This is a genomic window from Halopseudomonas nanhaiensis (assembly GCF_020025155.1).
GTDB classification, from domain to species: Bacteria; Pseudomonadota; Gammaproteobacteria; order Pseudomonadales; family Pseudomonadaceae; genus Halopseudomonas; species Halopseudomonas nanhaiensis.
In genome coordinates, this window is the sequence record NZ_CP073751.1 from 707,112 (window position 1) to 721,167 (window position 14,056).

Annotated in this window: 12 protein-coding genes and 1 other RNA gene; all 13 read left to right on the forward strand. The window is 63.6% G+C overall.

Going from position 1 to position 14,056, the window contains the following annotated elements:
* Window positions 1-94: 94 nt before the first annotated feature.
* The 13 genes from rnpB to KEM63_RS03280 all read left to right on the forward strand — a co-directional run bounded on the left by rnpB (window position 95) and on the right by KEM63_RS03280 (window position 14,055).
* Window positions 95-450, forward strand: an RNA gene (gene rnpB, locus KEM63_RS03220) — RNase P RNA component class A.
* Window positions 451-751: 301 nt separating this feature from the next.
* The gene (gene mraZ / locus KEM63_RS03225; protein WP_223654768.1) at window positions 752-1,204 is read left to right on the forward strand and encodes a division/cell wall cluster transcriptional repressor MraZ; all 453 of its coding nucleotides are present in this window, start codon (window positions 752-754) and stop codon (window positions 1,202-1,204) included.
* 2 nt (window positions 1,205-1,206) lie between these two features.
* Entirely contained in the window at window positions 1,207-2,142 is a 936-nt protein-coding gene (rsmH, locus tag KEM63_RS03230; protein ID WP_223654769.1) for a 16S rRNA (cytosine(1402)-N(4))-methyltransferase RsmH, read from the forward strand.
* Entirely contained in the window at window positions 2,139-2,444 is a 306-nt protein-coding gene (gene ftsL, locus KEM63_RS03235; RefSeq protein ID WP_223654770.1) for a cell division protein FtsL, read from the forward strand. The genes rsmH and ftsL overlap by 4 nt, the downstream gene beginning before the upstream one ends.
* Complete coding sequence (locus tag KEM63_RS03240) at window positions 2,441-4,174, forward strand: peptidoglycan D,D-transpeptidase FtsI family protein (protein WP_223654771.1); 1,734 nt, start codon at window positions 2,441-2,443, stop codon at window positions 4,172-4,174. Before ftsL ends, KEM63_RS03240 begins: the two co-directional genes overlap by 4 nt.
* Window positions 4,171-5,625 carry a UDP-N-acetylmuramoyl-L-alanyl-D-glutamate--2,6-diaminopimelate ligase gene (locus KEM63_RS03245; RefSeq protein ID WP_223654772.1) on the forward strand — a complete coding sequence of 485 codons (1,455 nt, stop codon included), beginning with the start codon at window positions 4,171-4,173 and terminating at the stop codon, window positions 5,623-5,625. Before KEM63_RS03240 ends, KEM63_RS03245 begins: the two co-directional genes overlap by 4 nt.
* Complete coding sequence (locus KEM63_RS03250) at window positions 5,618-7,000, forward strand: UDP-N-acetylmuramoyl-tripeptide--D-alanyl-D-alanine ligase (RefSeq protein WP_223654773.1); 1,383 nt, start codon at window positions 5,618-5,620, stop codon at window positions 6,998-7,000. Before KEM63_RS03245 ends, KEM63_RS03250 begins: the two co-directional genes overlap by 8 nt.
* Window position 7,001: 1 nt before the next feature.
* On the forward strand, window positions 7,002-8,084 hold the full coding sequence (gene mraY / locus KEM63_RS03255; protein ID WP_223654774.1) for a phospho-N-acetylmuramoyl-pentapeptide-transferase: 1,083 nt from the start codon (window positions 7,002-7,004) through the stop codon (window positions 8,082-8,084).
* A gap of 10 nt (window positions 8,085-8,094) precedes the next feature.
* Window positions 8,095-9,444, forward strand: a complete 1,350-nt coding sequence (gene murD, locus KEM63_RS03260) for a UDP-N-acetylmuramoyl-L-alanine--D-glutamate ligase (RefSeq protein WP_223654775.1) — start codon at window positions 8,095-8,097, stop codon at window positions 9,442-9,444.
* The gene (gene ftsW, locus KEM63_RS03265; protein WP_223654776.1) at window positions 9,441-10,622 is read left to right on the forward strand and encodes a putative lipid II flippase FtsW; all 1,182 of its coding nucleotides are present in this window, start codon (window positions 9,441-9,443) and stop codon (window positions 10,620-10,622) included. Before murD ends, ftsW begins: the two co-directional genes overlap by 4 nt.
* A complete protein-coding gene (gene murG, locus KEM63_RS03270; protein ID WP_223654777.1) occupies window positions 10,612-11,685 on the forward strand; it encodes an undecaprenyldiphospho-muramoylpentapeptide beta-N-acetylglucosaminyltransferase in 1,074 nt (357 codons plus the stop codon). Before ftsW ends, murG begins: the two co-directional genes overlap by 11 nt.
* 34 nt (window positions 11,686-11,719) lie before the next feature.
* Window positions 11,720-13,138 carry a UDP-N-acetylmuramate--L-alanine ligase gene (gene murC, locus KEM63_RS03275; protein WP_223655806.1) on the forward strand — a complete coding sequence of 473 codons (1,419 nt, stop codon included), beginning with the start codon at window positions 11,720-11,722 and terminating at the stop codon, window positions 13,136-13,138.
* Window positions 13,138-14,055, forward strand: coding sequence for a D-alanine--D-alanine ligase (locus tag KEM63_RS03280; protein WP_223654778.1), 918 nt, complete (start codon window positions 13,138-13,140; stop codon window positions 14,053-14,055). The genes murC and KEM63_RS03280 overlap by 1 nt, the downstream gene beginning before the upstream one ends.
* Window position 14,056: the final 1 nt, after the last annotated feature.

Sequence of the window (14,056 nt, forward strand, 5' to 3'; positions counted from 1 at the left end):
TTGCGTGATCTGCCTTGGTGCAAGCGATGCTCCGTTATGGTGCGTGCGCTTCAAGTTCTTGCCCAGCGGCCGGAAGCGGGATAACCTTGCGGCAAGAGTTGGCTGGACAGTCGCTGTAGTGCGCAAGCGCTATGGAGGAAAGTCCGGGCTCCATAGGGCAGAGTGCCAGGTAACGCCTGGGAGGCGTGAGCCTACGGAAAGTGCAGCAGAGAGTAGACCGCCGATGGCCTCGCAAGAGGATCAGGTAAGGGTGAAAGGGTGCGGTAAGAGCGCACCGCGCGGCTGGCAACAGTTCGTGGCACGGTAAACCCCACTCGGAGCAAGACCAAATAGGAACCCATTGGTGTGGCCCGCACTGGGTTCGGGTAGGTTGCTACAGGCAGTCAGTGATGGCTGTCGCAGAGGAATGACTGTTCTCGACAGAACCCGGCTTACAGGCCAACTCTTATTTCTTCCTTTCTGTCTCCGCAAAACCCCCTCGTTAGTCCAAAAAAATATTACTCGTGAGACTTTACTTTAAGTTGTCACGGCATCCCGTTGTACGTGGTCTGCTTTGTCTTGTCATATTCATGTCATTTCTTCCTCTCTGGGTCCTTTTCGGGCCTAACCCCCCGTCAATAAAGGGTTTTTCGTCAATTGCTCACTTGACGGTCCATAGGCGCATTTCTATAGTGTGCCGAAGTGGTATGAAGTGGATAAAAGTGGGATTTATTGGCACGGACAGCCGGTCTTTCAGGGGAAGCCTTCAATCGTGTTCCGAGGAACCAACGCCATCAGTCTTGACGCCAAAGGGCGGCTTGCGATGCCATCACGGTATCGCGACCGGCTTGTGGGCGCCTGCGAGGGTCAGTTGGTCGCCACGATCGCCCTGGAAGAGAAGTGTCTGTGGATCTACCCCCTGCCGGAATGGGAAAAGGTCGAACAGCAGCTGGCCGCGGCCCCCAACATGAATCAACAGGTCAAGCGCCTGCAGCGGCTGCTGATCGGTAATGCCAATGATATAGAGCTCGACGGCAATGGTCGCTTCGTCGTGCCGCCGCTGTTGCGTGATCACGCCGGTCTGGACAAGAAAGTGATGCTCGTCGGTCAGCTGAACAAGTTCGAGCTGTGGAGTGAGGAAGCCTGGCTGGCACAGACCGATGCCTACCTCGAACAGCAGGGGATCGGCGAGCTGCCGGTCGAACTGCAGTCATTGAGCCTGTGATCATGCAGCCGACTCTCAAGCACATAAGCGTACTGCTTACCGAAGCCCTCGACGGGCTTGCGGTGCGTGCCGGCGGCTTGTATGTCGATGGCACCTTCGGTCGCGGAGGGCATAGCAGAGCGATCCTCGACAAGCTGGGGGAGAGCGGCCGGCTGATTGCCTTCGACAAGGACCCGGAGGCGATCCGGGTCGGGGACCAGCTGGCGGCCGAAGACGGCCGCTTTGTCGTTGTACGCCGTTCATTTGCCGACATGGCCGAGGAGCTGCGCCAGCGCGGCGAGAGCGGCAAGGTAGACGGCGTGCTACTCGATCTGGGTGTGTCCTCGCCACAGCTCGATGACCCCGAGCGTGGATTCAGTTTCCTGAACGACGGCCCTCTGGATATGCGCATGGACCCGTCCCAGGGGCAGAGCGCAGCCGAGTGGATCAACTCGGCAAGCGAGGCCGACATCGCCACCGTCCTGTTCGAGTACGGCGAAGAGCGTTTCTCGCGCCGCATGGCCCGGGCTATCGTCCTGCGTCGGGCTGAACAGCCCTTTACGCGTACGGCCGATCTGGCCGAGGTGATCAAGCAGGCCAATCCGGCCTGGGAAAAGCACAAGCATCCGGCGACCCGCGCCTTCCAGGGAATTCGCATCTTCATTAATCGTGAGTTGGATGACCTGTCGCTGGGGCTCAGGGCAGCGCTGGACGTGCTCGCGCCGGGCGGACGGCTGGCAGTGATCAGCTTCCATTCGCTGGAAGACCGGCTGGTAAAACAGTTCATGCGCCTGGAAGCCAAGGGCGCCCCCATTCCCCGGGGCCTGCCGATCCGCGAAAGCGAGATTTCCGTCAGCATCAATCTGGTCAGCAAGGCGATCAAGCCTTCAGCTGAGGAAGTCGCCGCCAACCCGCGTGCTCGTAGCGCGGTGCTGCGCATCGCGGAGAAGCGTCCATGAACGCGCCCGAGAACAAGCCGGTGCGTTTCGGACTGCCTCGTAGCAGCGGTTGGCTGCTGATCGTCTGGTTGCTGGTGGTCATTTCGGCTCTGGCGGTGCCATACAGCGCCCATTGGAGCCGGATGCTGCTCAATGAACTGGCGGCTGAAATGACCGTACGCGAAAAGGCCCAGGCTGAATGGGGGCGACTGGTGCTGGAACAGAGCACCTGGACCGCACACAGCCGGGTCGAGGCGATCGCCACCACGCAGCTGAAGATGCGCGTGCCCGAAGCTGCCGAAGTCATTCTGGTGAAGCCATGATCAGCATCAAGCCCAACGGCAGTCTGCATCCCTGGCGCTTCCGCCTGGTCGTAGGTCTGCTCGGCCTGTTCTGTCTGGCCATCAGCTACCGCATCATCGAGCTGCATGTGCTCGATCAGGGCTTCCTGAAGAATCAGGGTGACAAGCGCAGCGTCCGCCACGTCACCATTCCTGCGCACCGCGGGCAGATTACCGACCGTCACGGCGAGCCGCTGGCTGTCAGTACGCCGGTCGTGACCCTGTGGGCGAACCCGACCCAACTGGTTGGCCATGAAGAGCGTTGGCCGGAACTGGCCAGGGCGCTGGGCACCGATCCCAGGACCTTCGCCGAACGGCTCAAGGCCAACGCCGGCAAGGAGTTCATCTACCTGCGCCGACGCATGACGCCGCAGGATGGCGAAGCGGTGATGACGCTGAAGGTCCCCGGTGTCTACAGCATCGAGGAATATCGTCGTTTTTATCCCGCAGGCGAGGTCGCCGCGCATCTGGTCGGCTTTACCAATGTGGACGAAGCAGGTCAGGAAGGGCTGGAGCTGGCGTATGATCAGTGGCTCCAGGGCGTCCCGGGCAAGCGTCAGGTCATTCAGGATCGCCGCGGTCGGCTGATCAAGGACGTGCAGGTGGTCAGTAACGCCCGCCCGGGCAACGACCTGAACCTGTCAATCGATCTCCGGCTGCAGTACATCGCTCACCGCGAGCTGCGCGAGGCGCTGAAGAACTTCGGCGCCAAGGCCGGTTCCGTGGTGCTGGTCGATGTGCGCAGCGGCGAGGTGCTGGCCATGGCCAACCACCCGTCCTACAACCCGAACAACCGTTCCAATCTCAAGCCGGACATGATGCGCAATCGCGCCCTGATCGATGTGTTCGAGCCCGGCTCGCCGATCAAGACCTTCACCGTGGCGGCCGGCCTCATGTCCGGGCGGTATCAGCCGAGCACCGTAATGGATACCCGCCCCGGCAGTATGCGCGTGGCGACCATGACCGTGCGTGATATCCATAACTACGGCGTGCTGGACGTCACCGGCGTCATCGTCAAGTCGAGCAACGTCGGGGTCGCCAAGATGACCCTGGATATCGGCGCCGAGCCGCTCTACAACCTGCTGCAGCAGTTGGGGCTGGGCGAGTACACCGGACTGGGCTTTCCGGGGGAAAGCGTCGGTCGTCTGCCGAGCCGCCGCAAGTGGCCGCAGGTGGAGACTGCCACGCTGTCGTATGGCTATGGCCTGTCGGTAACGGCTACGCAGCTGGCGCAGGCGTACGCGGCGCTCGGCAACGAAGGTCGGCGCGTGCCGCTGTCGCTGCTCAAGGTCGACCAGCTGCCGCAGGGCGATCAGGTCATTCCCAGTGACGTCAGCCACCAGCTGCTCGACATGCTGCGCGCCACCGTCGACGGACAGGGCGGTACCGGCTCCCGTGCACGTGTTCCGGGATACCAGGTCGGTGGCAAGACCGGCACCGTGCACAAGACAATGCCGGGTGGCGGCTACGCCAAGGACCGGTATCGCTCGGTATTCGCCGGCGTGGCGCCGATCAGCAATCCGCGCTTTGCCGCAGTGGTGGTGATCGATGAGCCCAGCAAGGGCCAGTACTACGGCGGCTTGGTGGCCGCGCCGGTTTTCGGTGAAGTCATGTCGGGCGCGCTGCGGTTGCTGAATATCACGCCGGATGATCTGCCTGCATTGCAGCAGGTCGAATTGCCCCCGCTGGAAAAGGAGGGCTCGCGCGGATGAGACTCTCGCAGCTGTTTCCGGACTGGCAGGGCGCCGACGTGACGCTCGCCTCCATCGAAATCGATAGCCGTCGGGTGACCGGCGGCGGGCTCTTTCTGGCACTTCCCGGTCTGCACAGCGACGGGCGCGACTTCATCCATGCTGCAGCCGAAGCGGGCGCGGTGGCCATCGCCTACGAAGCAGCCGACGGCTTCCCGCCGCCGGCGTTGTCCATCCCGTGTGTACCGGTAGCCGGGCTCGCCGGACGGCTGTCAACGCTGGCCGACATCTTCCATGGCAGTCCCTCGCATAAGCTGGGGCTCATTGGCGTGACCGGCACCAACGGCAAGACCAGTGTCACGCAGATGCTGGCCCAGGCCCTTGATGCCCTCGGCAAGCCCTGCGGCGTCATCGGCACACTGGGCAGCGGCATGATCGGCTCACTGAACGACCACGGCATGACCACGCCTGACGCATTGCGGGTTCAGGAGCAACTGGCTGCGCTGCGCGCACAGGGCGCCGCCTGGGTCGCGATGGAAGTGTCGTCCCACGCGCTGGATCAGGATCGGGTCGCGGCGGTGGACTTCAACCTCGGCGTATTCACCAATCTCAGCAGGGACCATCTGGATTACCACGGCGACATGCAGCGCTACGGGGAAGCCAAGGCGCGACTGTTCGCCATGCCCTTGCGCACCGCCGTGATCAACGCCGATGACGCCTTCGGAAGAAAACTGAGTGGTGGTTGTTCTATGCAGGTCATCGACTACAGCGTCGGCGACACGCAGGCAGCACTGCATTGCAGCGACGTAGCATTCGACAGCCGCGGGATTCACGCAACGGTCCATTTCGGCAGTGAACAGGCGCGCCTGGACAGTGCGTTGTTGGGCACCTTCAACCTGAGCAATCTGCTGGCAGTGATCGGCAGTCTGCTGGCGCTCGATGTGGCGCTGGAGCGGGCTGTGGCGCTCGTCGGCCGCGTCGTGCCGCCGGCCGGGCGCATGCAGCGGATCGGCGGCGAAGCGGCGCCGCTGGTGGTCATCGATTACGCGCATACGCCTGATGCGCTGCAGAAGGCGCTCGATGCCTTACGCGCCCATGTGCATGGCAGGCTGACCTGTGTGTTCGGCTGCGGCGGCGATCGGGATACCGGCAAGCGACCGCTGATGGCGCAAATCGCCGAGCAGGGCGCCGACCAGGTCGTCGTCACCGACGACAATCCGCGCACCGAACCGTCAGCCCGAATCATCGAACACATCCTGCAGGGTTTTGCCCAGCCGCAACGGGCCCGGGTCATACCCGATCGTGCCGCGGCCATCCGGGACACCATAACTGCGGCGAACGCCGGCGATGTGATTCTGCTCGCCGGCAAGGGACATGAAACCTACCAGGAGATAAACGGCGTGCGACATCCGTTCAACGACCTGGAGCAGGCGCGCCAGGCGCTGACCACATGGGAGGTCAGCCATGCTTGAAGCCAAGCGTCTCAGTGATCTGATCAAGCCACTCAATGCCAGCCTGCATGGCGATGATGTGCGGGTCGAGCATGTGTGCATCGACTCGCGCGAAGCGCGTGCCGGTTCGCTGTTCGTTGCGCTGCAGGGCAGCCGCGTCAATGGCCATGATTTCGTCGGCAAGGCCCGCGAGCGCGGCGCAGTCGCTGCGTTGGTCGAGTATCTGGTGGACGATCCGCTGCCGCAGCTGCTGGTCCACGATGCCCAGCTCGCATTGGGCCAGCTTGGCGCATTGTCGCGTGACGACTTTTCCGGTCCGCTGGTCGCCATCACCGGCTCCAGCGGCAAGACCAGCGTCAAGGAAATGCTCGCCGCCATTCTGCGCGAGAAAGGCCCTGTCCTGGCCACGCGCGGCAATCTTAACAATGAGCTCGGCGTACCTCTTACGCTGCTGGAACTCGCTCCGGAACACCAGTTCGCAGTGATCGAAATGGGCGCTGCCGGCATTGGCCACATCGCCTACAGCATGCGCCTGGCGAGACCGTCGGTGAGCATCCTGACCAACGCCGGCACCGCGCATGTCGGTCGTTTCGGTGGTCCGGAGCAGGTGGCGCGGGCGAAGAGCGAGATCTACACCGGGCTGGATCCGGAAGGCCAGGCGGTGATCAACCTCGACAGCCCCTGGTTCGAGCAGTGGTATCAACTGCTGGGTAACCGCAAGAGCTATGCATTCAGCCTCGAGAATCCTACCGCGGAGCTGCGTGCCGAGTCGGTAGAGCTGGATGAGCGGGGTTGCCCGGGCTTCCTGCTGGTCACGCCCAAAGGCTCGATCACCGTCCAGCTCAACCTGCTGGGCAAGCACAGCATAGCGAACGCCCTTGCCGCGGCGGGGGCCGCACTGGCGCTGGATATCGATCTGGAGCTGATCCGTCGCGGTCTGGCCAGAGTGATGCCGGTCGCCGGACGGGCACAGAGCCTGCCGGGCAAGCAGGGCGCGCTGATCATCGATGATAGCTACAACGCCAACCCCGGTTCGGTCAAAGCGGCAATCGACATGCTCGCCAGCTTCGATGGCAAGCGCATCCTGGTGCTCGGCGACATGGGCGAGCTTGGCCAGTGGGAAGAGGAGAGCCATCGCGACGTCGGCGCCTATGCACGCGACAGCGGGCTGGACGGGCTGTATGCGGTCGGGCGCCTGTCGGCGCTGGCAGTCGAAAGCTTTGGCGCCGGCGCCCGGCTGTTTGCCAGCAAAGCCGAGCTGACCGCTGCGCTTGCGTCGCAGCTTGCCGCCGACCTGCGTGTGCTGGTCAAGGGATCACGCAGTGCCGCAATGGAAGAGGTCGTCGCCGGCCTGACCGTACAGAACGATAACCATAACGACGACAAGGCTCATTGAGATGCTGCTGCTCCTAGCTCAATACCTTCAGCAATTTCATACCGGGTTCTCGGTTTTCCAGTACCTGAGCCTGCGTGGCATTCTCGGCGTGCTCACCGCGCTGGGGATCGCGCTGTTTCTGGGCCCGCAGATGATCCGTGCGCTGGTGTTCCGCCAGATCGGTCAGTCGGTGCGTAACGACGGCCCGCAGAGTCATCTGTCCAAGGCCGGCACGCCGACCATGGGCGGTGCGCTGATCCTGATCGCCATCGCGGTCAGCACCCTGCTGTGGGCGGACCTGACCAACCTGTACGTGTGGGTCGTGCTCGGCGTGACGCTGTCGTTCGGCGCGATCGGCTGGGTCGACGACTACCGCAAGGTGATCGAGAAGAATTCGCGCGGCCTGCCGTCGCGCTGGAAGTATTTCTGGCAGTCGGTGTTCGGTCTGGTAGCGGCGGTGATTCTGTACCTCACCGCGCAGACGCCGATCGAAACCACGCTGATCGTTCCCTTCTTCAAGGATGTCACCATCCAGCTCGGCCTGATGTACATCGTGCTGACCTACTTCGTCATCGTCGGCGCCAGCAACGCGGTCAACCTGACCGACGGGCTCGACGGGCTGGCAATCATGCCCACGGTCATGGTGGGCGGCGCGCTGGGCATCTTCGCCTATCTGTCCGGCAACGTGCGCTTCGCTGACTACCTGCTTATCCCCTACGTGCTCGGCTCGGGCGAACTGATCATCTTCTGCGGCGCGCTTCTTGGCGCCGGACTTGGTTTTCTCTGGTTCAACACCTACCCAGCCCAGGTGTTCATGGGCGATGTCGGCGCGCTGGCGCTCGGCGCAGCGCTGGGCACCATCGCCGTGATCGTCCGGCAGGAGATCGTGCTGTTCATCATGGGCGGCATCTTCGTGGTGGAGACGCTCTCGGTCATCGTTCAGGTCGCGTCGTTCAAGCTGACCGGCCGCCGCGTCTTCCGTATGGCACCGATCCATCACCATTTCGAATTGAAGGGCTGGCCCGAGCCACGGGTCATCGTGCGTTTCTGGATCATCACCGTGGTACTGGTGCTGGTCGGCCTTGCCACCCTGAAGCTGCGTTGAGGAAAAGACTGTGTCACTGATTACCACGGACAAGAAGCGGATCATCGTCGGGCTCGGTAGTACCGGGCTGTCGGTCGCCCGTTTTCTGGCTGGCCGTGGCATTCCGTTCGCCGTCGCGGACACCCGGCAGGCGCCGCCCGGCCTGGACCAGCTCAAGCGCTTCGCGCCCATGGCCGATCTGTACCTCGGCGAGCTGAATGCCGAGCTGCTCGCGGCTGCGGGCGAGCTGATCGTCAGCCCCGGTATCGCCCTGTCAACGCCGGCGATCCAGCAGGCTCGCGCCGCTGGCGTCAGCGTGATCGGTGACATCGAACTGTTCGCGCGCGAAGCGAAGGCGCCGATCGTTGCGATCACCGGCTCCAATGCAAAAAGCACCGTCACCACTCTCGTCGGCGACATGGCGCGTGCCGCCGGCAAGCGCGTCGGCGTAGGTGGCAACCTGGGCACGCCGGCGCTGGATCTGCTCGAAGAGGGCGCCGAACTGTATGTTCTGGAGCTGTCCAGCTTTCAGCTGGAAACCACCGAGCGGCTGAATGCCGAAGTCGCCACGGTGCTGAACATCAGCGAAGACCACATGGATCGGTACGCCAATCTTGCTGCCTACCACCAGGCCAAGCATCGGATTTTCCGCGGCGCGCGCAAGGTGGTGATCAATCGCGACGATTCACTATCGCGCCCACTGGTCGCTGATGATCTGCCGCGCTGGACGTTCGGTCTGTCGCGTTCCGACTTCCACGGGTTTGGGCTGACCACCGAGCAAGGCGTGACCTCGCTGACCTTCGAGTTCGACGCGCTGATGCCGGTTACCGAGCTGAAGATTCGCGGCAGCCATAACTACTCCAATGCACTCGCAGCGCTAGCGCTTGGTCAGGCAGCCGGACTGCCGGTGCCGGCGATGCTGGAGGCGCTGCGCAACTTCACCGGCCTACCGCACCGCTGTCAGTGGGTGGGTGAGCGTGCCGGGGTCGATTATTACGATGACTCCAAGGCGACCAATGTGGGCGCTGCTCTTGCGGCCATCCAGGGCCTCGGTGCCGACAGCCAGGGCAAGCTGGTCCTGATTGCTGGCGGTGACGGCAAGGGAGCCGACTTTTCCCCTCTGCGTGAGCCGGTCGGCCGCCACTGCCGCGCGGTCATTCTGCTCGGCCGTGACGCGCCCCTGCTTGAGCAGACTCTGTCTGGCGCCAGCCCGCTGGTTCGGGTCGGTACGCTGGATGAGGCCGTGAAAGCCGCCGCGGAGCAGGCCCAGCCGGGCGATGCGGTACTGCTGTCGCCGGCGTGCGCCAGCCTCGACATGTTCAGAAATTTCGAAGAGCGTGGCCGGCTGTTTGCCGAAGCCGTGCAGAGGATGCCGGCATGATCTGGACCGATGTGATCCAGCGCGCTACCGGCCCCCTGGCTGGCGAGCGGCGCTTCGACATGGATCTGCCGTTGCTGGTCGGCGCGCTCTGCCTGCTCGGTCTGGGCCTGGTAATGGTCAGCTCGGCTTCAATGGAAGTCGCTGCCGGCCAGCTGGGCAATCCGATGTACTACATGGTTCGGCAGATCATTTACCTGCTGATCGGCGTGGCAGCGCTACTGGTGACCCTGACAATTCCATTGCAGCTGTGGGAGCAGTTCCGCTTCCCGCTGCTGTTCCTCGGCTTCGCACTGCTGGTGGCCGTGCTGATCCCGGGTATTGGCCGTGAGGTAAACGGCAGCTGGCGCTGGATTCAGGTCGGCCCGATCAACGTGCAGCCGTCCGAGTTGGCCAAGCTGTTCGCCGTGGTCTTCCTCGCCGGTTATCTGGTGCACCGCAAGGACGAAGTGAAAGAGCAGTGGTTCGGCTTCATCAAGCCGTTCATGGTGCTCGGCCCGATGGCCTGGCTGCTGATCATCGAGCCGGACTTCGGCGCTACCGTGGTTTTGATGGGTGCTGCGACCGGCATGTTGTTCCTGGGTGGCGTCGGCCTGTTCCGCTTCGCTTTGCTGTTCGGCTCGCTCGGCGGCATGGCCGGCCTGCTGATTCTGTTCGAGCCCTACCGTCTGCAGCGTCTGACCGGTTTCCTCAATCCCTGGAATGACCCCTACGGCACCGGCTATCAGCTGACCCAGGCGCTGATCGCCTTCGGCCGCGGCGACTGGCTGGGCATGGGGCTGGGCAACAGCATCCAGAAGCAGTTCTATCTGCCCGAAGCGCATACCGACTTCGTGTTCGCCGTCCTCGCTGAAGAGCTTGGCCTGATCGGCGCGCTGGCTGCGTTCGGCCTGCTGATTTTTGTCGCCATCCGCAGCCTGTACATCGGCCTGTGGGCGGAACGCGCGGGGCGTCTGTTTTCCGCCTATCTAGCATACGGTCTGGCGATCATGTGGTGTGGCCAGATTCTGATCAACGTGGGTGTGAACGTAGGCCTGCTGCCGACCAAGGGGCTGACGCTGCCCTTCCTTAGTTATGGCGGCAGTTCGCTGGTGGTGTGCTGCATCAGCCTCGGCTTGCTGCTGCGCATCGACTGGGAGCGCCGCCAGGCAGAGCAGGAGGGCGCAGCCAATGGCAAATAACGTGTTGATCATGGCGGGCGGCACCGGTGGGCATGTGTTCCCCGCTTTGGCTTGCGCGCGCATGCTGCGCGACCAGGGCTATCAGGTCCACTGGCTCGGTACCCGTCGCGGAATCGAGGCGGAACTGGTCCCTGCCGCCGGCTTCCCGATCCATTACATCGACATTCAGGGTCTGCGCGGCAAGGGCAAGGGCGCGCTGCTCAAGGCACCGTTCGCCATGACCCGTGCGCTGCGCCAGGCGCTGGCCATCGTGACTGAGCTCAAGCCGATTTTCGTGCTCGGCGCCGGCGGCTATGTGACAGGCCCCGGCGGGCTGGCTGCGTGGATGCGCCGCGTGCCGGTGATCATCCACGAGCAGAACGCCGTGGTCGGCACCGCCAATCGACTGCTGGCGCGCATTGCTGCCCGCCGCTGCGAGGGTTTTCCGGGCAGCTTTGCCGACGACAGCAAGCGCCGCAGTACCGGCAACCCGGTGCGCGAAGACATCTTTCAGGTGCCGGCGCTGGACTACGACGGCAGCCGCCGCCCGCGGCTGTTGATCCTGGGTGGCAGCCTGGGTGCTGCACCGCTCAATCGCATCGTGCCCGAGGCGATCTCCATGCTGCCGCTCGAAGAGCGCCCGGAGATCGTGCATCAGTGTGGCAAGCAGCACGTCGAAGCGGCCGGTGACAGTTACGCAACCGCGGGTGTGCAGGCCATTGTCGAGCCGTTCATCGCCGATATGGCAGGTGCCTACACCTGGGCTGACCTGATCGTCTGCCGCGCCGGGGCACTGACGGTTGCCGAGCTGGCAGCCGCCGGCCGCCCTTCGTTGCTGGTGCCGTTGCCGCATGCGATTGACGACCACCAGAGCGCCAATGCGCGTTTCCTTGCCGAGCGTGGTGCAGCCGAGCTGCTGCCCCAGGCGACCCTCAGTGGTGATGTGCTGGCCGAACGGCTGCACACGCTCTTTACCCGACCGGAGATTCTGCAACAGATGGCAGCCAGTGCCCGCAACCAGGCCGCACCCACCGCGACCTCCGATGTCATTCGTGCCTGTCTGGAGGTCGCCCGTGAGCACTAAATCGCGTCCGCAAGCCACCTTCCATCTGCCGGAGATGCGCCGCATCCGCCGCGTACACTTCGTCGGTATCGGCGGAGCGGGTATGTGTGGCATTGCCGAGGTCCTGTTGAACCTTGGCTATGAAGTGTCCGGATCGGACCTCAAGCGCTCTGCGGTCACCAAGCGACTGGAAAGCTTCGGTGCCCGCATCGACGTCGGTCATCGCGCAGAGAACGTGCAGCAGGCTGACGTGCTGGTGGTCTCCAGCGCGATCAATCCACAGAATCCCGAAGTTGCCGGCGCAATCGAACGTCGCATTCCGGTAGTGCCTCGCGCGGAAATGCTCGCCGAGCTGATGCGCTATCGGCACGGCATAGCGGTTGCCGGTACCCATGGCAAGACCACCACGACCAGCCTGATCGCTTCGGTGCTGGCTGCCGAGGGTCTTAGCCCGACCTTCGTCATCGGCGGTCGCCTGACCAGTGCCGGTACCAATGCGCAACTGGGTGAAAGCCGCTATCTGGTCGCCGAAGCTGACGAGAGCGATGCCTCCTTCCTGCACCTGCAGCCGATGGTAGCGATTGTCACCAACATCGACGCCGACCACATGGCGACCTACGAAGGTGACTTCAACCGGCTCAAGCGCACCTTCGTCGAGTTTCTGCACAACCTGCCGTTCTACGGGCTGGCGGTGCTGTGCATCGACGATCCGGTGGTCCGAGAGATCCTGCCGCAGGTCAACCGTCAGGTGATTACCTACGGCCAGTCGGATGATGCGGATATCCGTGCCGTGGATATCACCCAGAACGGCATGCAGACCCACTTCGCGGTTCTGCGTGACGGCAAGGATGCGCTGAAGGTCTGCGTGAACATGCCGGGCGTACACAACGTGCTCAACGCGCTGGCTACCATCGCTGTCGCGACCGACGAGGGCGTCAGTGACGCCGCCATCGTCAACGGTCTGGCCGGCTTCGAGGGCGTGGGCCGGCGTTTCCAGGTGTACGGCAACTACCGCATCGGCGAGGGCGACGAGGTAATGCTGGTCGATGACTACGGCCATCACCCGCGCGAAGTGAACGCGGTGATCAAGGCGGTACGCGCCGGCTGGCCGGAACGCCGTCTGGTGATGATCTACCAGCCGCATCGCTTCAGCCGCACCCGCGATCTGTACGAAGACTTCGTTCAGGTACTGGCGGACACCAACGCGCTGCTGTTGATGGAAGTCTATCCGGCGGGCGAAGAACCGATTCCTGGCGCGGACAGCAAGAACCTGTGTCGCAGTATCCGTCAGCGTGGCCAGATCGATCCTATCTATGTCGAGCGTGACGCTGACGTCATGCCGCTGCTCGAAGCTGTGCTGCGCCCGGGCGACATCCTGCTGACACAGGGCGCTGGCGACATCGGCGGTCTGGCTCCGCAGCTCGCCGACGCGTTGATGCAGCTCGCAGAGAAGAACACCGGAGGGAAGGCTTGATGAAAGACGTGACAGCCTTTGGTCGTGTTGCCGTGCTCTACGGTGGACGTTCCGCCGAACGCGAAGTCTCACTGAAATCCGGCGCCGCCGTGCTCGAGGCGCTGCAGGGCGCCGGCGTTGACGCCTATGGGATCGACGCCGGCGCAGATCTGGCCGAGCGTCTGGTCGCCGATCGTCCGGACCGCGTGTTCATCGCATTGCATGGCCGCGGTGGCGAAGACGGCAGCCTCCAGGGTCTGCTGGAGAGCCTGCGCCTGCCCTACACCGGCAGCGGCGTGCTGGCGTCCGCATTGGGCATGGACAAGCTGCGTACCAAGTTGGTCTGGCAGAGCCTTGGACTGTCGACGCCGCGCTACGAAGTGCTGCGCGACAAGGCCGATTGCCGGGCCATCTTCGAGCAGCTCGGCGTGCCGCTGATCGTCAAGCCGGTGCACGAAGGCTCGAGCATCGGCATGTCCAAGGCCAACAGCCTGGCCGAACTGGAAAAGGCCTGGGACGACGCCCAGCAGTACGACGACCAGTCGCTGGTCGAGCAGTGGATCACCGGTGCCGAGTTCACCGTGGCCATCCTGGATGGGCGCGCGCTGCCGGCAATTCGGCTGAGCACGCCGCACACCTTCTATGACTACAACGCCAAGTATCTGGCCAACGACACGCAGTACCTGTGTCCCTGCGGGCTGCCCGAGGAGAAGGAGCGCGAGCTGGCCGACCTCTGCCTGGCTGCATTCCATGCAGTGGGCTGCAAGGGCTGGGGCCGCGTGGACGTGATGCAGGACGAGGCCGGGCGCTTCTATCTGCTGGAAGTGAACACCGTGCCCGGCATGACCGATCACAGCCTGGTACCGATGGCGGCGAAGGCGGCCGGCTTGTCATTTACCGATCTGGTTCTGGCGATTCTCGCCAGTGCCGGCTACTGAG